The organism is Pseudomonas sp. SLFW (genome assembly GCF_009905615.1).
Lineage (GTDB): Bacteria > Pseudomonadota > Gammaproteobacteria > Pseudomonadales > Pseudomonadaceae > Aquipseudomonas > Aquipseudomonas bambusae.
Window position 1 is genome coordinate 394,731 of record NZ_JAAAKW010000003.1, and the last position, 21,411, is coordinate 416,141.

Below are 21,411 nucleotides of genomic sequence, written 5' to 3' on the forward strand. Positions count from 1 at the left end.
TCAAAACCCTTGAGAAGCAGTGGCCTGGACGCGGGCGCGACTGTCGCGTGCGTGAACGAGGCTGAAAATGATGGGAACCAGGAACAACGTGGCCACAGTGGCGAAGCACAGACCGCCGATCACCGCACGGCCCAGTGGCGCGTTTTGCTCACCGCCCTCGCCCAGGCTCAAGGCCATGGGCGCCATGCCGATGATCATCGAAATGGCGGTCATCAGAACCGGACGGAAGCGGGTAAACCCGGCTTCCAGCGCGGCCTGCAACGGGTTGCCGTGCTCCGCCAGCCGTTCCCGGCAGAAGCTGACGACCAGGATGGCGTTGGCCGTCGCCACCCCCATGCACATGATCGCCCCGGTCAACGCTGGCACCGACAACGGCGTGTGCGTGACAAAGAGCATCCAGACGATGCCCGCCAGCGCCGCAGGCAATGCGGTGATGATCACGAACGGGTCGCTCCAGGACTGGAAGTTGACCACGATCAGCAGGTAGATCAGCACGACGGCCCCCAGCAGCCCGAACAACATGCCGCTGAAGGCGCTGTTCATCGTTGTAGACTGACCTTGCAGCGCCACTTTCGAGCCTTTCGGCACGTCGTTGGCGTGAGCGGCCAGAATCTTCTGGATGTCTGCTGCCACACCGCCGAGGTCACGGCCCTGCACCGAGGTGAGGATTTCCACCACGGGCTGGATGTCGGATTGGGTCACCACGGAGTTGCTGTGGGTCCGCGCCACCGACGCCAGGCCGCCGAGAATCTGTCCGCTGCCGGTCGAGGACGTGGAGGTCAGCGGCAGGTTGTACAGCTGCGCCAACTTGTCGAGGCTGTACTGCGGAGTTTGCAGCACGATGGGGTACGACACGCCGTTCGCCGTGTTGAGCCAGAACGTCGGTGCGACCTGGCTCGATCCCGCGAAGTTGACCACCAGGCTGTTGGTGATGTCTCGCTCGCTGATCCCGAGCAGTTGCGCCCGGGTGCGGTCCACGTCGATCTTGAACGTCGGCAATTGCTGGGACTGCTGAATCCGCGCATCCGCGACGCCCGGCACCCGACGGATTTCACGCAGCAGCGTGTTGGCGTAGGCGTAGTTGCCGCCCAGGTTGTTACCGGTGATCTGCACGTCCACCGGGGCCGACGAACCGAAGTTGAGAATCTGCCCGACGATGTCGGCCGGCGGGAACGAGAACACCGCGTTGGGGAATTCGCGAGGCAATTGCTCACGCAGCTGGCGCACGTACTCGGCGGTCGGCTGATGGTCTTCGTTCAGGCTGATCTGAATGTCGCTGTCCTGGGAGCCGACCGTACCGGTGGTGTTGTAAGCGGTGTTGATGCCGCTGACCGCCAGCCCGATGTTGTCCACCACCGCCTTGAGTTCCGAGCCCGGAATCACTCGGCGCACGGCATTCTCCACGTCGAAGATCAACTGCGCCGTGCTTTCGACACGCATGCCCACCGGGGCACGGACGTGCATCAGAATCTGCCCGGAATCCACCGCCGGGAAAAAGTTGCGGCCCAACGTCGGCACCAGCGCGAAGGACGCGACGACGAAGGCGAGGATGCCGACCATCACCCCTTTACGGTGCTCCAGCGCAGCGGCGAGCAACCCGTGATACCCGTCGCGAATCCGTTCGAAACGCGCCTCGAAACCCCGCTGGAATCGCACCAGCGGGTTGCGGCTGGCAGGTTCGTGCGTGCCCTCTTCCGTCAGGTTGTGGGGTTTCAGCAGGTAGTTCGCCATGGTCGGGACCAGCGTCCGCGACAGGATGAACGAGGCGATCATCGCGAAAATCACCGCTTCGGCCATCGGCACGAACAGGAACCGGGCCACGCCGTCGAGGAAGAACATCGGCACGAACACGATGCAGATACACAACAGGGACACGAAGGCTGGCGTCACGATCTGCGCGGCGCCGTCCAGGATCGCGGTCTCCACCGGCTTGCCCTGTTCCAGGTGCCAGTTGATGTTTTCGATGGTCACCGTGGCATCGTCGACCAGTATGCCGACGGCCAGCGCCAGCCCTCCGAGGGTCATGATGTTCAGGGTTTCGCCCAACGCCGACAGCGCGGCAATCGACGACAGAATCGCCAGGGGAATGGACACCGCAATGATCACGGTCGAACGCCAACTGCCCAGGAACAGCAAGATCATCAAACTGGTCAGCGCGGCGGCGATCAACCCTTCACGGGCTACGCCACTGATGGCCGCTCGCACGAACAGCGACTGGTCGCCGATCAGGTCGATGTTCAGGTTTTCAGGCAACTGCGCCTTGGAATCCGCGAGCTTGTCCTTGATCCCTTCGATCACCCCGAGGGTCGAGGCCGAGCCGGTCTTGAGCACCGGAATCAGCACGGAACGGTTACCGTTGACGTGCACGATGTTGGTCTGCGGCGGACTGCCGTCCTTGACCGTCCCGACATCACGAATCAACACGGTGGTGCCGTTGGCGGTCTTGATCGGCAGGTCTTCCAGGTCCTTGAACGCCACCGGCGAGTTATTCAGTTGCAGCATGTACTCGTAGCCCCCGATCTTCTGGGTGCCCACGGGGGTGATCTGGTTTTGCGTGGCCAGCGCGTTGGCGACATCTTGGGCAGACAGCCCTCGCGCTTGCATCTGCGCAGGGTCCAGGTCGATCTGCACCTGACGGGTCTTGCCGCCGAAGGGGTATGGCAGCGACGCGCCCGCCACGGTGGTGAGCATCAGCCGCACGGTGTTGAGGCCGATGTCACCCAGCTTCTGCTCGCTGAGGTTCTGACCGGACAACGCCAGTTGCACGATCGGCACCGTCGAGGCGCTGTAGTTGAGGATCAGCGGCGGCACCGTGCCGGGCGGCAGGTTGCGCAGGATGGCCTGGGACACCGACGTCAACTGGGCGTTGGCGTTGCTGATATTCACGCCCGGCTGAAAAAACACTTTGACGATCCCGAAGCCGTTGAGCGACTGGGCTTCGATGTGGCGAATGTCGTTGACCGTGGTCGTCAGCACCCGCTCGAACGGTGATGTCACGCGCCCGGCCATCTGGTCCGGCGAGAGCCCGGTGTACTGCCAGATGACCGCGATGACCGGAATGCGAATCTCCGGAAAAATGTCAGTGGGGGTGCGCAGAGCCGCCAGCGGCCCGACGATCATGATCAAAACGGCGAGAACGACAAAGGTATACGGTCGTCTCAAAGCAACGCGTACGAGGCCAAGCATGGAAGTATCCAGACAAGCGTGAAACAACAATGTCGAAGCGGATCAGGCACAAATGGCCCGACGGCGCTCCGACGTCCAGGTCGATCCGATCGACGAAGCCCGTCCAGAAAAGGCGGCATGGCGCACGATATTCACAAATACGGGTATATGCCACTTAATTTTTCATGACATGGAACGCAGGCACGAAAAGCGGATGGCGGCGGACGCAGATCGGGAGGCCGCAGACCGGTACAGGCCTGAGGAAAACGCGACACATTGAGGGAGAACGGCCTGCGTCGCACCGCTCAGAGGGTGCGACGCAGTCGGGACGAATCAGGCCGCGGTGCTGTGGCTGGATTCGGAGGCAGGTGTGGCGGGGAACGCCGAAGATGAAGACCCGGTGTCCCGCTCGCTCGATGCAGGTTGCACAGCCTGGGTACACGCCACGAAATCTTCCTGGCGCAGCAACGTCAGGGCAATCAGCGACGCGATCCCGGTGCCGATGTAGAAATACCACGGTGAGCTGATGTCGCCGGTTTGCTGAATCAGCCAGGTCGAAATCAATGGCGCGCTGCCCCCGAACACGGCCACCGGAATGTTGTAGGCCACCGCGATACCGGTCGAGCGAATCCGCGTTGGCAGCAGCTCACTCATGGTCGCGTAGGTCGACGACGCGTACAGCCCGAACAGAATCGCCACGGCCATCAACGGCCAGATGAACGTGGCAGGCGTTGCGGTCGGTGCCGCTTTAAAGAACCAGTACATCGCCATCGTCGCCAGCACACCCACCACCATCAGGAATGGCTTGCGTCCGTAACGGTCGGTGAACGCCCCGCCCAACGGCATGACGAACGCCGCCGCGAGGCTGGCGATGAACACGTAGAACAGCGTGGTGCCGCTGTCGAACTTGAGGATGCGCGACATGTAGGTCGAGGCGAAGGTCAGCACCAGATAAAAGATCGAGCTGTGCAGCGTGATGATGAAAAACACCAGCGCAATCGCCCGCTTCCACTGCCAGACCTCACGCAGCGGCGCCTTGGAAGTCTCCCCGGCTTTTTGCAGCGCGAGGAATTCCGGGCTGTCTTCGAGTTTCAGGCGAATGTACATCGAGATCATCCCCATGGGGCCGGCGATCAGGAACGGTACACGCCAGCCCCACGATTGCATCGTCTCCGCGCCCAACACCCAGGTCATGCCATTGGCGACAGCGCCCCCGAGGAGCAGCCCCAATACCGCCGTGACCATCAGCCAGCAGGTGGAAAAACCACGGCGACCGGGCCCGGCGTACTCGGAGATGAAGCTGGTGATGGTGCCGATTTCACCACCGGCCGAGAAGCCCTGGACGCAGCGGATAAGGATCAGCAGCACCGGAGCGGCGAGGCCAATCGACGCGTACGTCGGCAGAAATCCGAGCAGGCAGGTCGAACCCGCCATCATCATCAACACCGTGATCAGGGTCTTGCGACGACCGATCTTGTCGGCCAGCGGACCGAAAAACAACCCGCCCAGCGGCCGCATGAAAAAGCTCAGCGCGAACGCGGCGAAGCTGCTCAGCAGGCTGGTGGTGGGGTTGTCGGAAACGAAAAACGCACCGCCGATGTACACCGCCAGAAAGCCGTAGACGCCGTAGTCATACCATTCGATGAGGTGACCGGAAATCGCGCCAATGAAGGCGCGGCGACGTTGCCGTTCGGGATTTTGCTGTTGAGTTGCCATTGTTGTATTCCTGTCTTTTGTTGTTATTCAAGGAAAAACATCATGGTGAAACGGTGCGCTCACACCGCCGCCGCGCTGCGCTCCTTCAACCAGAGCCGCAGATCGGTCTTGAGCACTTTTCCGTAGCTGTTTTTCGGAAGTTCGGCGCAGAACACGTACTTTTTCGGCTTTTTGAACGATGCCATGCGCGAGACGAACCACTCGTTCAACCCGTGCTGATCGACAGCCTGCTCTTCACGCGCCACGACGAACGCCACCACCGATTCGCCCCACTCCGCGTCCGCTTCACCGACCACGCAAACTTCGAAAACGCCGGGGTGCGTGGCCAGCACTTCCTCGACCTCGCGGGGGTACACGTTGCTGCCGCCGGAAATAATCACGTCCTTGGAGCGGTCGGTCAGGGTCAGGCAGCCATCCGGGTCGAGATACCCGATATCGCCCGTGAACAGCCAGCCATCGACGAGGGTTTCGCGGGTCGCCGCTTCGTTGCGCCAGTACCCCTGCATCACGGTCGCGCCGCGCACGGCGATTTCTCCGGCCTGCCCGCTGGCAACCGCATGCCGCTGGGCATCGACGATTTTGATTTCGACACAGGACTGCGCCATGCCCACCGACGCCACCCAGCGTTCCCAATTCGGGTTGCTCCGGTCCGCGATGGCCTGGCGGCTCAAGGCGGTCACCGTCATCGGGCTTTCACCCTGGCCGTAGATCTGAATCAACCGTGGACCAAACACCTCCACCGCTTCACGTAGATCCGCCACGTACATCGGCGCGCCGCCGTAGATCACGCTTTTCAGACCCTCGCCAGAGTAGCCCTGACGCTTGGCCTCTTCGACCATGCGCTTGACCATGGTCGGCGCTGCGAACAGCGACACCTGCTCCAGCCCCCGCGCCAGATCGAACAGCTCCGCCGCCTTGAACCCGCGCGACTCGGGCACCACATGCCGGGCGCCGCAGCGCACATGGATGAAGTTGTACAGCCCGGCGCCATGGGACATCGGCGCGGCGTACACCACGGCATCGTCGGCAGACACCTGATCCACATCCAGCGGGTAACACAGCGACATGGCCATGAGGTTGCCGTGTGACAGCATCACCCCCTTGGACCGCCCCGTCGTGCCCGAGGTGTAGAACAGCCACGCGAGGTCGTCGGTGTTGCGCGAAGCAGGCACGTTCAGCGCTTCACCTTCGGCCGCCAGAGAAGCCAACGACCCGTGAACCGCCACTTCCTTACACGGGACAGGCAACTCTCCGGCCGCGAACACCTGGCCGTCGTCGGTGACCATCAGCCGCGCGTCGGCGTTCTCAGCGATCCAGCCCGCTTCGGCGGCGTGCAGTTTGCAGTTGATCGGCACCGCCACCGCGCCGATCCACCAGATGGCGTAAAACAGCTCCAAATATTCGCAGCAGTTCTTCATGAACAGCGCGACCCGATCGCCCGGCTCGACGCCGTATTCCTCACGCAGAAAAGTTGCCCGCACCCGCACGCGTCGGGCAAATTCGGCGTAGTCTGCGACCTGTTCCGTACCGCGAAACAGTGCCGGGCGTTCGGGCCAGCGCCGGGCCGCATCGTTCAACCAATGAGCGATGTTCATGGTCAGGCCCTCCGCGCTTGCAGCACGGTGGCGTAATTGGCGACGGCCATGCCGCCCATGTTGAACAGCAGCCCGAATTCGGCCTCCGGCGCGGCAAGGCCGATGGGGTTGCCGGTCAGTTGATGGAACGCCATCGCGTGCATCGACACGCCGGTAGCACCGACCGGATGCCCCTTGGCCTTGAGGCCGCCTGACAGGTTGACCGGCAGACGCCCGCCCGCCTGCACGATGCCGTCGTCCAGCGCGCGATGGCCCTCGCCTTTCGGCGCCAGGCCCATGGCTTCGTAGATGAGCAGTTCGGCGATGGTGAAACAGTCATGGACTTCGGCGAACCCGATATCGGCCAGCGTCACCTCGGCCTGACGCAGCGCCGCGTGAATCGCCCGCTGCGGGCCTTCGAAGGCGAGAATATCGCGCTGGGCGATGGGCAACACGTCGTTGACCTGACGCGCACCGCGAATCAGCACTTCACGGCGAAACAGACGGGCACGTTTTGGCGAGGCGAGGATGATCGCTGCCGCGCCGTCGGTGATCAGCGAGCAGTCGCTCAGGCGCAAGGGCGAGGCAATCACCGGGTTGCTGTCGGACACCGTGTTGCAGTGTTCGAACGGCATCGCCTTGTGCATGTGCGCCAGCGGGTTGGCCATCGCGTTGGCGTGGTTTTTCGCGGCAATCGCCGCCATCGCCGACATCGGGCTTTGGTAGCGGTCGCGATACTGGGCGGCGGCAATGCCAAACAGTTGAGGAAAACTCAGGCCGGCCTCTTCGGCATCGTTCTGATACCCGGCACCGGCGAGGGCCTGGGTGACCTGCGCGGTGGTGTTGGAGGTCATCTTCTCGGCACCGACCACCAGCACCAATTCGGCAGCGCCGGAGCGGATCGCGTTGATCCCGGCTTGAATCGCAGCAGAACCAGAGGCACAGGCGTTTTCGCAACGGGTGGCGGGTTTGAAGCGCAAGGCAGGGTCGGCTTGCAGCACCAGCGAGGCCGGAAAACCGTCGGGTACCAGCCCGGAATTGAAATGCCCGAGGAAGATCGCGTCGATTTCCGAGGCGTCAATCGCGGCATCGTCCAGGGCCTGACGCGTGACTTGCACGATCAGGTCTTCAAGGGTGGTGTTGTCCAGTCGCCCGAACCGGCTGTGACCGGCGGCAACGATGGATACGGCGTCATTGACCATTTTTATTTTCTCCTTCGCAATGAGCAGGCGTTCTTTACAATGCCCACCACGAAGCCCCCTCGCCAGTTCGTACAACTACGTATAGGGATGAGTAGTGCCAAAGGCCGATACTGGTCTGGAAGACGACATTAAAAACAGCGAGACAGCGCGATGAAAGATGAGTCCGACCACCTGCAGGACCTGGAACGGCTGGCGTTTCAAGTATCTCCTGCGCCTCAGGTCATCACCGGCAATCGTCGCATGCTGGACTTCAACGACGCCTTTCTGAAGCTGTTTGGCTATCAGCGCGACGAGTTGGCCGATCAGTTGATTTTGAAGCTCTACCCCTCACAAGCCGACTATCAGGCCATCGGCGAGCGCAGCCTGAGCTGGCTGCGCAACGCCCTTAACGGCGCGTATTCCGACGAGCGTTTCATGCAGCACCAGAGCGGCGAGGTGTTCTGGGCGCGGGCCAACGGCTACACCCTGACCCCTGACGAACCCTTCCAGTTGATGGTCTGGCATTTCGAGCGCATGGACCGGGCCATTCGCCCCACCGTCAATCTCACGCCCAGAGAACGCGAGATTTCCGCGCACATCGTCAATGGCCTGACGTGTAAAGAGGTTGCCCGCAAACTGTCGATTTCCCACCGCACCGTCGAAGTCCATCGCGCACGCCTGATGAAAAAGCTGCAAGCACGAAACAGCGCCGATCTGGTGTCGAAAATCATCGTTCTGCGCTAGCCGGTGTGCACCTTGCGACGTTCAAGAGCCAATCGAAGCGATGGCCCGCGCCAGCTCTGCCTGGTTGAAGGGTTTAGGCAAGCGCGGCAAGCGCTGAGCCAAGGGCGAAACCGTGTCGGTGAACCCTGAGGAAATGATGATCGCCAAGGCCGGGCGCAAGCGGGAAATCTGCTCGGCCAGCTCGGAACCGGACATCGCGGGCATGACGTAATCCGAGATCACCAGATCGAAATCGTTGTGCTCGCGAATCAGGGCCAACGCCTCGTCGCCATCGCTGGCGGTCAGAACCCTGTGCCCCAGGTCTTCGATCATGGCCCGGGTGCTCAGCACCACCAGCGGATCGTCGTCGACAAACAGCACCTTGAGCTGTTGGGTGGGGAGCGCCGCAATGCGCGGGAGGGTTTCGTTCGCCATGGGGCTCGGTTCGCTCGCCACCTTTGAAATGGGCAGCCACAGCTCAGCGGTCGTGCCGTGGCCGGGTTGGCTTTTCAGGACCAGCTTGCCGCCCGACTGTTCGGCCAGGCCGTGAATCATCGACAAGCCAAGACCGGTGCCTTTGCCCAGCCCCTTGGTGGTAAAGAACGGCTCCATCGCCCGTTGCAGCGTGGCCTCATCCATCCCGGTGCCGGTGTCGGCCACCGAGATGCAGATGAACGGCTCTTCGGTCGATTCCGGCGAACGCCAAAACGCGGCTTCCCGAGCCGAGACTTCAATGTTGCCGCCGTTCGGCATGGCGTCCCGGGCGTTGATCATCAGGTTCATGATCGCCATTTCCAGCTGACCGGCGTCGACGAACACCTGCCGCAACAGCAGTGGGAATCGGGTGTCCACCCAGATGTTCGCCCCCAACGAGTGCCCCAGCAACTCGGACATGCCGCGAATCAACGCACCCACGTCCACGGGCTCCGGCGCCAGCTCCTGACGCCGCGCAAACGCCAGCATGCGCTGGGTCAGGGATGAGCCGCGATGGGCGGCGGCAATGGCGTTGTCGAGCAGGGAGAGAGTTTTCGCATCGCTGGACAGGCGTTTCTTGACGATGCCCAGGCTGCCGAGAATCACCGTCAGCAGGTTGTTGAAGTCGTGGGCGATGCCGCCCGTGAGCTGGCCAATGGATTCCATTTTCTGTGATTGATAGAGCGCTTCCCTCGCTTCTTTCAGCGCCGTCTGCGCCATGACCGAGTCCGTCACGTCACGGGTGATCTTGGCAAAGCCGATGATGACACCGCCCTGATCGCGAATCGGGTCGATGACCACGTGCACCAGAAACCGCGAGCCGTTCTTGCGCACCCGCCAGCCCTCGCCCTCGAAGCGCCCTTCCCGTACGGCGATGTCCAGCGAGCGCTGCGGCATGCCCGCTTGTGCGTCGGCGGGTTCGAAGAACAGCGAAAAGTGCTGGCCGATCACCTCTTCCGGCGTATAGCCCTTGATGCGCTGGGCGCCCACGTTCCAGGTGGTGACGATGCCCGTCGGGTCGAGCATGTACAGCGCGTAATCCGTGACGCCCTGCACCAGCAGGCTGAATTGCTGCTCACTGCGACGCAGGGCTTCCTCGGCCTGGCGCCGCTCGGTGAGGTCGCGGGTGACTTTGGCGAAGCCAATCAACGTGCCGTCAGCGGCCTGAATCGGGTCGATGACCACCAGCGCCCACAGCCGCGTGCCGTCCTTGCGTACTCGCCAGCCTTCTCCCTCGTAACGTCCAGACGTTGCGGCGATGGACAGCGCACGCTGTGGCAGGCCTGCGAGACGATCTTCTTCGGTGTAGAACAGGGAGAACGAGCGGCCGAGGATTTCCGCCTCGTCGTACTGCTTGATCCGCCGCGCCCCGGAGTTCCAGCTACAAACGATGCCTGCGGTGTCGATCATGTAAATCGCGTAATCGAACACCGCATCGACCAGCATCCGATAGCGGTCTTCCTGGGAAAGCAGTCCTGATGACGGCGCGGGTGGTTGCATGCTGGCCTCGAAGGGTATGAAGGTGGATGGGGAGCTTGAGCGGCCAGCTTTGCGTTACGCCCCGTCCGGTTTGAGGAGGGATTTGACCCGGTCTACCACGGCGTGGATGTCGAACGGTTTGTCGAACACCTCAAGGAACAAGTCCCGGCGGGCTATGCCCAGATGCGCCTGGGCGCCGCTCATGAGCATGATGGGAATCTCATGCAGTGTCTTGTGTGCCCGCACGGTCTCTGCCAGCTCGATGCCGTTCATCCCCGGCATCATGTAATCGGTGATGATCAGTTGAGGCCGCTCCCGCTCCAGAATGGTCAGGGCGCGCTGGCCGCTGCCTGCGGTCACCGTCAGGTAGCCTTCGTCTTCAAGGGCGAAACTGAGCACATCGGCAATCAGGTATTCGTCATCGACGATCAAGATCGTGGTCATAGCGCCTCCGGCCTGCGCAACCCGCCATGAGCGAGATCGCGACGGCGACCTTTAGGCGTGATGGGTTGAGCCAGGGGCATGGAAATGAACCTTTTTGACGTCGAGACCCTGATCGCTGAAGACCACCTCCAGTAATGCCGGATCGTAGGGGTTGTCCCTTATTTTAAGAATGGACAGCTGGCGTTTAAGTTCAGCCGATTCCTGCACGAACCGCAGCACCAGCAGGTTGTCGACGATGCATGACAAGTCGGGCGCCGGGGCGTCTATTTCGCCACCCAACAGACTGATGACTTCCCAGGACGCGACGACCGTGACATTGCGCGCCCGCAGCTCGCCCATCAACGCGGTGTAGAGGTCGAGGATGCGGGATTTGTCCGCCGCCACCCGGGTCATGCCGCCGAGGCTGTCGAGGAACACCCGCTTGATGGACTTTTCCTCAACCGTGCGCAGCAGATCCAGCGCGAGCTTGTCGATCAGCTCGGTGGTGATCGACTTCCACACAATCGTCAGCGCCCCGGAAGCCTCAAGGGCTCCAAAGTCCAGACCAAGGGACGCGGCTTTCATGCGCAGGCGCTGAGGGGATTCATAGAAACCGAAATGCAGCCCCGGCTCTTCCACCGTCGACTGGCCGAGAAAACTGAGGCCCAACGAGGTTTTGCCGGAACCGGACGGCCCCATCAGCAACGTCACCGACGACGCCATCAGCCCGCCGCCGATCAGCCGGTCCAGTGTCGGAACGCCGCAAGGGACAACGGTGATGTGATCGCTGTCACGCATCGCCGAGTGCGTCAGCGTGCTTTCCAGACGCGGGTAGACAACCAGGCCGTCTTCGGTGATTTCGCACTCGTGGGCGCCGGGAATGGCGCCACTGCCACGGGTCTTGCGCATCTTGATGCGGCGGATGGATTTGATGCCGACCAGCTCTTCGCCCAACTCCAGCACGCCATCGACCATCGTGTGCTCGGGGCTGCCGTCGTCCAGCTGAGAGCTGGTGAGGAAAAACACCGTGCAGCCGGCGAACGCAGCGTGCCCCTGCAATTCGGAGATGAAACGTTTGGTGTTGAGCGGCGAATCGGCGCGGGAACGGGCGTTGAGCAACCCGTCGAGGATCATGACCGTGGACTTCTGTCGCACGATCTCACGGCGCAACAGCTTGACCACTTCGTCCAGCCCGTCGTTTTCCATGGTATCGAAGGCGCTGACGAACTGGATCTGGTCGCCGATCTTGTCCTTGTCGAAAAAGCTCAGGGTCGAAAGGAACTGGAACAGTCGCTCATGAGGTTCGGCGAGGAGGGTCGCGAACAGCACGCGACCGCCGTCGCGGGCATGGTTGAAGCCGATCTGGTTGGCCAGAATGGTTTTGCCTGAACCGGGGCGGCCCTGAATGATGTAGGAAGACCCGGCGACGAAGCCTCCCTTCAACAATTCATCCAGCCCCTGAATTCCGCTCTTGAGGCGTCTTAGCTGGTTCAAATGTGCTCCCTCCGCCAGTGATCGTCAGCGGTGCGAACGATACGCACGACGAAAGACGCATTCTTTCGCGTTTGGCGCCGCTTTCCAAGCGCAATCATCATTCGTGGCGAAGACTTACGGCACAACCCGCGAAATGGCCTCATGGCCGCGACGGTCGTTTGTCATCCGTTTGCTCTGGGACGCAGCCTTCGGTTTCCGCTTTCGACTGCTCGCTGCACCGCTCCGGGTCGTCGGGCTTGATCGGCGCCGACAAAGGGAATTCGGGGGTGTCGTCGGATGGATCGACGGGATCGTGATCGGGGATATGAGAACCCATGGCCGCTGCCTCTTTTTCAGGAATGCAGGGGTTGGAGTGCGGCGGGTGCCAGAGGTGCGTTTTTTTTGATGTGGCCAGCGCTGAACCCGTGGGAGACGCCGGAGGTTACGACGGCAGCGATCTGTTGCGAAGCAACAGCAAGTCCTATGCACGCGGTCTGCCGGGCACACGACATGCCCGGTTCGTCCCGCCTTTCACCTCAATCTCAATCAAGCGCCCTCAAACACGCTTCGAGAATGTCCAGCCCTTCGTTCAGCACCTCAGGCTCGATGGTCAACGGCGCCAACAACCGGATGATGTGCCGGGATTTGCCGCTCGGCATCAGCAACAGCCCCCGCTCACGGGCCAATTGCAGCAGCTGCGCCATCTGTGCCGTGGCGGGTTTGCCTTCCGGGGTGATGAGTTCAATCCCGCGCATGGCCCCCACACCCGTCAAACGGCCCAGGTACGGCGATACCTTCTCCGTTTGCCAACGCTCGTAACGCGCCAACAACGTCGATGAATACTGCTCGTTCCACGCCGACAAGTTCGCATCGGTCATTACATCGAGCGTCGCCAACCCTGCCGCGCAGGCAATCGGGTTGCCGGAATAGGTTCCGCCCAATCCGCCCTTCGGCAGGGTGTCCATCAATGACTTGCGGCCAACCACCGCGCCCAGCGGCACGCCACCCGCGATGCTTTTCCCGAGCAACAGCAGGTCCGGCTCGATCCCCAGACGGCTGAACGCAAACCGCTCCCCCGTCCGCCCGAACCCCGACTGGATCTCATCGACGATCAGCACAATGCCCTTCTCATCACACAATTTGCGCAACGCCTTCGCGAACAGCGGGTCCAGTGCCAGGAAACCGCCCTCGCCCTGCACCGGCTCGATGATGAAACACGCCACTTCGTCGATGTCGATTTCCACGCTGAACAACCGGTCCAGTGCCTTGAAGGCTTCTTCCGCAGACACGCCGTTGTCCACGCTCGGGTAGGGTACGTGGAACACCGGCCCCGGCAGCACGCCCACTTTCTGTTTATAGGGCGCGACCTTGCCATTCAAGTTCAACGTCGCCAGCGTGCGGCCATGGAACGCCCCGTCGAACGCGATGACCGCCGTCTTGCCGGTGTGGCCGCGCACGATCTTCAAGGCGTTTTCCGCGGCTTCCGCGCCGCTGTTGGTGAGCATGCCGCTGACCGGGTAGCTCACCGGAATGAACGCTGCCAGCCGCTCGATGAACTGCTGATACGGCACATGGGGCGCGGCGTTGAACGCGTAATGGGTCAGGCGCTGAGCCTGCTCGCAAATCGCCGCGATGATCTGCGGATGGCAGTGGCCCAGGTTCAGCACCCCGATGCCCCCGACGAAATCGATGTAGCGCTTGCCGTCAACGTCCCAGACCTCGGCGTTTTTTCCGTGGGTCAGGCTGACGGGATGGACGAAGGAAATGGAGTTGCTGACGGAAGGGAAAGCCATGTTCAAGCGCCTTGCGGACTGTGGGAATGGCGCCTATCTAAGCGATGAAGCGCGTTTTCTCACAAGCGAAATAAAGGCAACGGGTCATTCCGTCACGGACTGAACCCGCACTGACCCGGTGCGCCGCACCAACGTAACGCATGCCCGCGGGCAGGGTTTCAGAGCGCAAACCTGCGGTTAGGGAATTCACCAACCTCCCGCCCGATTCACCTATCAACGATTTTTGAATCAAACCAATCGAAAACGACTCACCCCGGTCACCGTCCCTTGCCCACTGCGGCGAATGACCACGCCCGCAAAATGAATCACTTGAATCATTTCGGAAATTTCTGGCACAAGCGTTGCAATTTCACCTGCAACTCCCGCTTTCAGGTGATGCGCCAGATGGACCGCGATCTGCTCTGCAGCCAGCTTCAACAACAGTTCGAGGACTTTCCCCGGCAAGAGCGCGCGGCGGCCAGTTTTATTCTGGACAACCCCCACGAAATCGCAGTGATGTCGATGCGCGACATCGCCCGGCTGGCCAACGTGCCGCCTTCGACCATGACCCGCCTGGCCAAACGCATGGGCCTGTCCGGCTACGACGACCTGCGCGAACTGTTCATCGATTCGCTGCGCGGGCAGAACAGCGCCTACGGCTCCCGCGCCCACGACCTGGTGGAACTCAAACAGCGGGTCGGCGAGCAGCGAGTGATTCAGGACATGGCCAACAACGCCATCGAACAGATTCAGTCGATGTGCAGCCACGACAACCTGCGGGCGATTTCCCGCGCCGTGGCGCTGCTGGCCGGGGCCCGTCAGGTCTACTGCCTGGGCATGCGTTCGTCGTTCGGCGTGGCGTTTCAGTTTTCCCACGTCGCTTCTTACTTTGCGAAAAACGTGCGGCTGGTGGAAGGCGCGGGTGAAAGTGGCGTCATGTCGATCATCAACCAGACCAGCCCCAAGGACGTGGCATTGGTGTGCAGCCTGCCGCGTTATTCCCGGCGGCTGATCACCCTGACCAACTACCTGCATCAACAGGGCGTGCGCATCATCACCATCACCGACAGCCTGACCTCACCCACGGCCCGGCTGGCGGCGGAAACCATCATCGTGAAGAACCAGACCCCGTCGTTCTACGACACCATCGTCCCGGCCATGTTGGTCAGCGAGATGCTGGTGGCGTTGATGTCGGCCGCCTCGACCCAGGACGTAGAAGCCTCGGTCACCCACACCGAAGAAAAGCTGCTCAGCCTCGGCGAGTGGTGGGACCTGGGCTAGCCCCGCTTTCGATTTCTGCCGTTTTTCAATCCGATTCGACCCCTTCATCTACCGGAGCGTCCTGATGAAAGCCAGACCGTGCAAGCCATTCAGCCACATCCTCTTCGCCGCCGGGCTCAGCGCCCTGCTCTGCTCCACCTTCGCCCAGGCCGGTGAAGCGCTGGACCACATCCTCAAGGCCAAGGAACTGCGCGTTGCCGTGCCCGTCGACTACCCACCCTACGGCTACGTCGGACCGGACATGGTGCCCCAGGGCCTGGACATCGATGTCGCCAACCTGATGGCCAACAAGCTCGGCGTGAAGCTGCAACTGGTGCCCGTAACGGCGCCCAACCGCGTGGCCTACATCCAGTCCGGCAAGGCGGATTTCACCATTTCGTCCCTGGGCAAGACCGCTGAGCGCGAGAAGGTGATCGACTACAGCATCGCTTACTCGCCGTTCTTCGACGCGGTGTTCGGCAAGGCCGAGTTGCCCGTCAAGTCCATGGGTGACATGGCGGGCAAAACCGTGTCCGTGACCCGTGGCTCGATGCAGGACAAGGAATTGACCGACATGGCCCCTGAAGCGATCACCAAGCGTTTCGAGGACAACAACAGCAGCATCTCGGCGTTCCTGTCCGGGCAGACGCAAATGGTCGCCATCGGCACCACCGTCGCTGCCGCCCTCAAACAGAAAAACCCGAACATGGACATCGCGCTCAAGGTGGTGCTGTCCAACGCGCCCAACTACATCGGCATGAACAAGGACGAGCCGGAGCTGCGCAACAAGGTCAACGAGATCATTCGTCAGGCCAAGGCAGACGGCACGCTGGACGCGATCTCGCAAAAATGGCTGGGCGCCCCGGCTGGCAACTTGCCGGAATAACCATGAGCGACTTCACCCCTTCCCTGGTCACCCTGGCGCGCTGGAGTTCGGGCCTGCAACGGGCGGACATCCCGCCAGCAGTGCAGGACGCCGCCAAGCGTTGCCTGATCGACACCCTCGGCGTGGCGCTGGCCGGCAGTCGCAGCACGGTCGCCGCTCAGGCCCGTGCGGTGATTGCGATCACGGCGGGTGCAGGCAAATCGACGGTGTTGGGTCAGGCGCGACACACAGCCGCCCCGGCAGCGGCGTTTGCCAACGCTACGGCGGCCCATGCGCTGGATTTCGACGACAACTGTTATCCCGGTTTCGTCCACGGTTCGGCGGTAATCCTGCCCGCCGCGCTGGCCGTGGCGCAGATGCGCGACCTGAGCGGCGCCCGCTTGCTGGCGGCCATCGTCGCCGGGGCTGAATGCGAATACGCGCTGGCCAAGGCGTTGACGCGGCAGATTTACGATCAGGGCTGGTGGACCACCGGCGTGCTCGGCGTGGTCGGGGCCTGTGCGGCGGCCTGTCATGGGCTGGGGCTGAACGCGGACCAGACCGCCGCTGCGCTGGGCCTCGCCATTGCGGGCACCGGCGGGATGAAAGCCGGATTTGGCAGCGACGCCAAGATGCTGATGGCCGGTCGCAGCAGTGAAGCGGGGGTGATCGCGGCGCTGTTGGCCAGTCACGGCAGTCGCGGACCGCTGGACGTGATCGAGCATGAGAAGGGTCTGGCGGCGATGTTCAACGGCGGGCTGCTCAATCCCCTCCCCACCCTAGGCAGTCGCTGGAGCCTGATTTACCCCGGCGTGGACATCAAACGGGTGCCGGTGTGCCTGTCGTCCCATGCCGCCATCGATGCCCTGCGCGAGTTACTCGACGAGGGCGAAGTCAGGGTCGAGGACATTGACGCGATCCTGTGCGACGTGCCACCCATTGTGATCCAGAATCTGGTGCACGATGCGCCGGTCACCCGCCAGCAGGCCCAGTTCAGCATGCCGTTCGCGCTGGCCTACACGGCGCTGCTCGGTGACATCACCCTCGACTCACTGGACGCGACGGTTCTGGCACGCGCTGACCTGCAACAGCTGATGAAACGGGTCCGCATGGCTAGCAGCGCCCGTTGGCAAACCGCTCTGCTGGATTCAGCGCCCGAAGGGGCCTGGGTGAAAGTCGTGCGCCGCGACGGCACCTGCGTCGAGCGCTTTTGCGCGATGCCGGTGGGGTCCGCGTCACGGCCCCTGTCGAGCGCCCAGCTTCACCACAAGTTCATGCACTGCGCGACAGGCGTGTGGCCTGTCGCCCGCGCTCAGCGCTTGTTCGATGATCTCTCGCACCTGGAAGACCTGCCCGGCGTTCGTGACCTGCTCACCTGCGAAACGCCCCCTGTGGAAACGATGCAATCATGACCCTCGATTTTTCTGTGGTACTCAAGCAATGGCCGCTGCTGCTCGACGGCCTGGCGCTGACGGTCGGCCTGACACTGATCGCGGCGGTCCTCGGCACGCTGCTGGGCATCGCCTGCGGGGTGATCCGCAGCAAAGGCCCACGCTGGGCGCGCTGGCTGATCGGCACGTATGTGGAGCTGATCCGCAACACCCCGTTCATCATTCAGCTGTTCTTCATTTTCTTCGGCCTGCCGGGGCTGGGCTTGAAGATGACGGCGCTGACCGCCGCAATTCTGGCCAACGTAATCAACCTCGGCGCCTACGTCAGCGAGATCGCCCGTTCCGGCATCGAAGCCACGCCCAACGGCCAGATCGAAGCCGCCGAAAGCCTCGCCCTCGACCGCTGGCAGATCTTCACCCGCGTGATCCTGCCGCCCGCCCTGAAACGGATCTGGCCCGCGCTGGTGGGGCAGATGGTCATCATCATGCTCGGCTCGGCGGTGTGCAGCCAGATTTCGGCGGAAGAGCTGTCGTACGCGGCCAATCAGATCGCCAGCAATTCATTCCGCAACTTCGAAACCTACATCGTCGTCGCGGCCCTGTACCTGCTGCTCTCCATCGCCCTGCGCCGCCTGCTGAACTGGGTAGGCCCGCATTTCATCTTCGGTCGCTGAGGGCCTGACATGTACGAATTCACGCTGTGGGACATCGCCCGGAACCTGCTGCTGGCGGCGCGCTGGACGGTCGGCCTGTCGCTGATCGCCTTCATTGGCGGCGGGCTGGTGGGTGGATTGCTGGTGGTACTGCGCCTGACGGGCACGCGCACCGTGCGCCGTCTGACCATGCTGTACGTGCAGCTGTTTCAGGGCACGCCGCTGCTGTTGCAGCTGTTTCTGGTGTATTTCGGCCTCTCGATGTTCGGCATTGAAACCAGCGCGCTGGTGGCCGCCTCGATCTGCCTGACGCTGTACGCCAGCGCCTACCTGAGCGAAATCTGGCGCGGCAGCGTCGAGTCCATCGACCGAGGCCAGTGGGAAGCAGCCAGCAGCCTGGCCCTCAGTTTCGGCGAGCAGTTGCGTCACGTGATTCTGCCCCAGGCCCTGCGCGCCGGGATCGCCCCGACCGTGGGCTTCATGGTGCAGGTGGTCAAGGCCACGGCGCTGACCTCGGTCATCGGTTTCGTCGAAATGACCCGCGCCGGACAGATCATCACCAACGCCACGTTCCAGCCGTTCTTCATCTACGGATCGGTGGCGCTGATGTATTTCGCGCTGTGCTTTCCGCTGTCGCTGTACAGCCGCCGACTTGAACACCAACTTCGTCGCTAAGGACCTCTCATATGACTGCGTCATCTCACCACGACGCCGGAGCGGCCTTCGCTCTGGTGGACATTCGCGGCCTGCGCAAACGCTTCGGCGACAACGAAGTGCTCAAGGGCGTGGACCTGCAAATCGCCCGCAAGGAAGTGGTTTGCATCATCGGCAAGAGCGGCTCGGGCAAAAGCACCCTGCTGCGCTGCCTGAACGGTCTGGAACGCTTTCATGAAGGCTCGGTTGCCGTTGACGGTCAGCCGATCCAGCCCGACAACCGCGCCGCGATGCGCGAACTGCGGCAGAACGTCGGCATGATTTTCCAGGGCTTCAACCTGTTCCCGCACCTCACGGCCGGGCAGAACGTGATGCTCGCGCCCCGCCTGGTGCAAAAGACCGCCGGGGCTGACGCCGAACGGCAGGCGCGCAAGCTGCTGGAGCGGGTCGGCCTCGGCGAGCGCTTCGACGCCTTCCCTGATCAGCTCTCCGGCGGCCAACAGCAGCGGGTGGCGATTGCCCGTTCATTGGCGATGAACCCGCAAGTCCTGCTGTGCGACGAGATCACCTCGGCCCTCGATCCCGAACTGGTCGGCGAAGTGCTCCAGGTCGTCGAGGGCCTCGCGGCCGAAGGCATGACGCTGATCATGGTCACCCACGAAATGGCCTTTGCCCGTCGGGTCAGCGACCGCGTGATTTTCATGCACCAGGGCTTGGTCCACGAAGCCGGACCACCCCAGGCACTGTTCGATAACCCGCAGACCGTTGAGCTGCGGCGCTTTCTTTCACTGGATCACTGACCGCTGCACGCGGCGCTGCTCATTCAGACACACGCTCAGAATCACAATCAGGAGACACCCATGGATTTCCCGTTGACCGTTCCACCGTCGAAAAAACACCAGAGCTTCCTGTGGTCGCCCATCTGCACCGACCTCGACCAGCTCGACGCCCACGTGGCGATTCTCGGCATTCCGTTCGGCAAGGCCTATGTCGCCGAGCACATCAGCAACGACCAGAGCAAGGCGCCAGACGCCATTCGCGCCATGAGCGACCGGATCTGCCGCGCCTTGCACCATTACGACTTCGACGTCGGCGGCCCGATCTATGACAACCGCGCGCTGAAGGTCGTGGACTGCGGCAACGTGCCCGCCGACCCCACCGACCTCAACAGCCACAGCCTTCGCGCCGAACAGGCCGTGCGCAAAATCCTCGACGCCGGGGCCATGCCGGTCATTCTCGGCGGTGATCACAGCATCCCGATCCCGGTGCTGCGCGCCTACGAGGGCCGTGGCCCGATCACCCTGATCCACATCGATGCGCACCTGGACTGGCGCGACGAGATCAACGGCGTGCGCGACGGCCTTTCCAGCCCGATCCGCCGGGCCTCGGAGATGGAACACATCGGCGAAATCTTCCAGATCGGCCTGCGCGCCCAAGGCAGCGGTCGCCCGGCGGATTACCAGGCCGCTGTCGATTACGGCGCGCACCTGATCACCTCCTATGACGTCCACGACCACGGCATGCAATCGGTGCTGGACCGGATTCCCGACGGCGGCCAGTTTTACCTGACCATCGACGCCGACGGCCTCGACCCATCAATCATGCCCGGTGTGGCAGGCCCCGCGCTGGGAGGCATCACCTACGTGCAAATTCGCCAGTTGATTCACGGGCTGGTGAAGAAAGGCAAGGTCGTGGGCATGGACATCGTCGAGATCACCCCGGCCATCGACGTCAACAACCTCAGTTGCATCACCGCAGGGCGCCTCATCGTCAACCTGATCGGCGCCGCTGTGCGCGCCGATTACTTCGACGCGCCGCCGCTGTAACGCCTATCCCCGGATTCAGCGCCAAGGACGGCCCCCTCTCTTTCTGTAACCCAGGCCCGATCATCATGCCCACCCATACCCGCATCCGCATGTTCAACACCAAGGACACTTACCCCAACCAGTCACTGGACAACGACCTGTGCCAAGCAGTCCGCGCCGGCAACACCGTGTACGTGCGTGGCCAGTTGGGCACCGATTTCGACGGCAACCTCATCGGCCTCGGCGATGCACGCGCACAGGCTGAGCAGGCCATGAAGAACGTCAAACAGTTGCTGGAAGAAGCCGGCAGTCAGTTGCAGGACATCGTCAAGATCACCATTTACCTGATCGACCCTCGCTACCGTGAAGAGGTGTACCGCGAGGTCGGCAAATGGCTGAAGGGCGTGTTCCCGATTTCCACCGGGCTGGTGGTGTCGGCCTTGGGCCAGCCGCAGTGGTTGATGGAAATTGATGTGATTGCCGTTATTCCCGATTGAGCGGACCTAGCCTTCCAACTTCAGGTTCAAGGACAGCAGCGACATTGACGACTTATCGATGTCGCTGGCTGTTTAAACTCTGTTCCAAAGTTACGCATTGATGATCACTTCCCTGCCTGCTTCCTAACTCCCCGCCTGACATCACGTCACTGCTTAGTTGTTGAGGCCTCTCAACCCTCGTTCCTCATTTGAAGGGCTTTCAGTTTCCGTTCAGCTTTATGAGCGTACGCTCGAATTCAGACCCGAACATGCCTCGACCGAGTTCCCGAAACGTCTTTTCACATGACGAAAATGGCGCACGCTCCC

The 21,411-nt window shown here is 62.3% G+C and carries 18 protein-coding genes; 9 read left to right on the forward strand and 9 right to left on the reverse strand.

Annotated elements, in window-relative coordinates; genetic code table 11:
• From GVN17_RS07645 to GVN17_RS07660, 4 genes are all read right to left on the reverse strand, one after another.
• The gene (locus GVN17_RS07645; RefSeq protein WP_166594621.1) at positions 1 to 3,186 is read right to left on the reverse strand and encodes an efflux RND transporter permease subunit; all 3,186 of its coding nucleotides are present in this window, start codon (positions 3,184 to 3,186) and stop codon (positions 1 to 3) included.
• 312 nt (positions 3,187 to 3,498) lie between these two features.
• Complete coding sequence (locus GVN17_RS07650; protein ID WP_166594622.1) at positions 3,499 to 4,881, reverse strand: MFS transporter; 1,383 nt, start codon at positions 4,879 to 4,881, stop codon at positions 3,499 to 3,501.
• A gap of 59 nt (positions 4,882 to 4,940) precedes the next feature.
• Positions 4,941 to 6,476 carry a class I adenylate-forming enzyme family protein gene (locus tag GVN17_RS07655; protein WP_166594623.1) on the reverse strand — a complete coding sequence of 512 codons (1,536 nt, stop codon included), beginning with the start codon at positions 6,474 to 6,476 and terminating at the stop codon, positions 4,941 to 4,943.
• Positions 6,477 to 6,478: 2 nt separating this feature from the next.
• Positions 6,479 to 7,657 carry an acetyl-CoA acetyltransferase gene (locus GVN17_RS07660; protein ID WP_166594624.1) on the reverse strand — a complete coding sequence of 393 codons (1,179 nt, stop codon included), beginning with the start codon at positions 7,655 to 7,657 and terminating at the stop codon, positions 6,479 to 6,481.
• A 150-nt stretch (positions 7,658 to 7,807) separates the two neighbouring features.
• Between GVN17_RS07660 and GVN17_RS07665 the strand changes: the two genes are divergently transcribed.
• Positions 7,808 to 8,380, forward strand: a complete 573-nt coding sequence (locus GVN17_RS07665) for a LuxR C-terminal-related transcriptional regulator (protein WP_166594625.1) — start codon at positions 7,808 to 7,810, stop codon at positions 8,378 to 8,380.
• 21 nt (positions 8,381 to 8,401) lie between these two features.
• Here the strand turns inward: GVN17_RS07665 and GVN17_RS07670 are convergent, their stop codons facing one another.
• From GVN17_RS07670 to GVN17_RS07690, 5 genes are all read right to left on the reverse strand, one after another.
• Positions 8,402 to 10,333: a PAS domain-containing sensor histidine kinase gene (locus GVN17_RS07670; protein WP_166594626.1), complete on the reverse strand. Its 1,932-nt coding sequence runs from the start codon at positions 10,331 to 10,333 to the stop codon at positions 8,402 to 8,404.
• A 54-nt stretch (positions 10,334 to 10,387) separates the two neighbouring features.
• Positions 10,388 to 10,756 carry a response regulator gene (locus GVN17_RS07675; protein ID WP_166594627.1) on the reverse strand — a complete coding sequence of 123 codons (369 nt, stop codon included), beginning with the start codon at positions 10,754 to 10,756 and terminating at the stop codon, positions 10,388 to 10,390.
• Positions 10,757 to 10,807: 51 nt separating this feature from the next.
• Complete coding sequence (locus GVN17_RS07680; RefSeq protein WP_166594628.1) at positions 10,808 to 12,229, reverse strand: ATPase domain-containing protein; 1,422 nt, start codon at positions 12,227 to 12,229, stop codon at positions 10,808 to 10,810.
• A 139-nt stretch (positions 12,230 to 12,368) separates the two neighbouring features.
• Entirely contained in the window at positions 12,369 to 12,545 is a 177-nt protein-coding gene (locus tag GVN17_RS07685) for a hypothetical protein (protein ID WP_166594629.1), read from the reverse strand.
• Between the two features lie 205 nt (positions 12,546 to 12,750).
• Complete coding sequence (locus GVN17_RS07690; RefSeq protein ID WP_166594630.1) at positions 12,751 to 14,001, reverse strand: aspartate aminotransferase family protein; 1,251 nt, start codon at positions 13,999 to 14,001, stop codon at positions 12,751 to 12,753.
• Between the two features lie 309 nt (positions 14,002 to 14,310).
• On the opposite strand from GVN17_RS07690, the gene GVN17_RS07695 reads away from it, so the two are divergent.
• The 8 genes from GVN17_RS07695 to GVN17_RS07730 all read left to right on the forward strand — a co-directional run bounded on the left by GVN17_RS07695 (position 14,311) and on the right by GVN17_RS07730 (position 21,105).
• Positions 14,311 to 15,261, forward strand: coding sequence for a MurR/RpiR family transcriptional regulator (locus tag GVN17_RS07695; RefSeq protein ID WP_256665128.1), 951 nt, complete (start codon positions 14,311 to 14,313; stop codon positions 15,259 to 15,261).
• Between the two features lie 64 nt (positions 15,262 to 15,325).
• Positions 15,326 to 16,126 (forward strand): transporter substrate-binding domain-containing protein, encoded by an 801-nt coding sequence (locus GVN17_RS07700; protein ID WP_166594631.1) that lies wholly within the window; start codon positions 15,326 to 15,328, stop codon positions 16,124 to 16,126.
• A gap of 2 nt (positions 16,127 to 16,128) precedes the next feature.
• Positions 16,129 to 17,517 (forward strand): MmgE/PrpD family protein, encoded by a 1,389-nt coding sequence (locus GVN17_RS07705; RefSeq protein ID WP_166594632.1) that lies wholly within the window; start codon positions 16,129 to 16,131, stop codon positions 17,515 to 17,517.
• The gene (locus GVN17_RS07710; protein ID WP_166594633.1) at positions 17,514 to 18,170 is read left to right on the forward strand and encodes an amino acid ABC transporter permease; all 657 of its coding nucleotides are present in this window, start codon (positions 17,514 to 17,516) and stop codon (positions 18,168 to 18,170) included. Before GVN17_RS07705 ends, GVN17_RS07710 begins: the two co-directional genes overlap by 4 nt.
• Positions 18,171 to 18,179: 9 nt before the next feature.
• A complete protein-coding gene (locus GVN17_RS07715) occupies positions 18,180 to 18,824 on the forward strand; it encodes an amino acid ABC transporter permease (RefSeq protein ID WP_166594634.1) in 645 nt (214 codons plus the stop codon).
• 11 nt (positions 18,825 to 18,835) lie between these two features.
• Complete coding sequence (locus tag GVN17_RS07720) at positions 18,836 to 19,603, forward strand: amino acid ABC transporter ATP-binding protein (RefSeq protein ID WP_166594635.1); 768 nt, start codon at positions 18,836 to 18,838, stop codon at positions 19,601 to 19,603.
• A 60-nt stretch (positions 19,604 to 19,663) separates the two neighbouring features.
• Positions 19,664 to 20,629, forward strand: coding sequence for an agmatinase (locus tag GVN17_RS07725; RefSeq protein WP_166594636.1), 966 nt, complete (start codon positions 19,664 to 19,666; stop codon positions 20,627 to 20,629).
• A gap of 65 nt (positions 20,630 to 20,694) precedes the next feature.
• On the forward strand, positions 20,695 to 21,105 hold the full coding sequence (locus GVN17_RS07730; protein WP_166594637.1) for a RidA family protein: 411 nt from the start codon (positions 20,695 to 20,697) through the stop codon (positions 21,103 to 21,105).
• Positions 21,106 to 21,411: the final 306 nt, after the last annotated feature.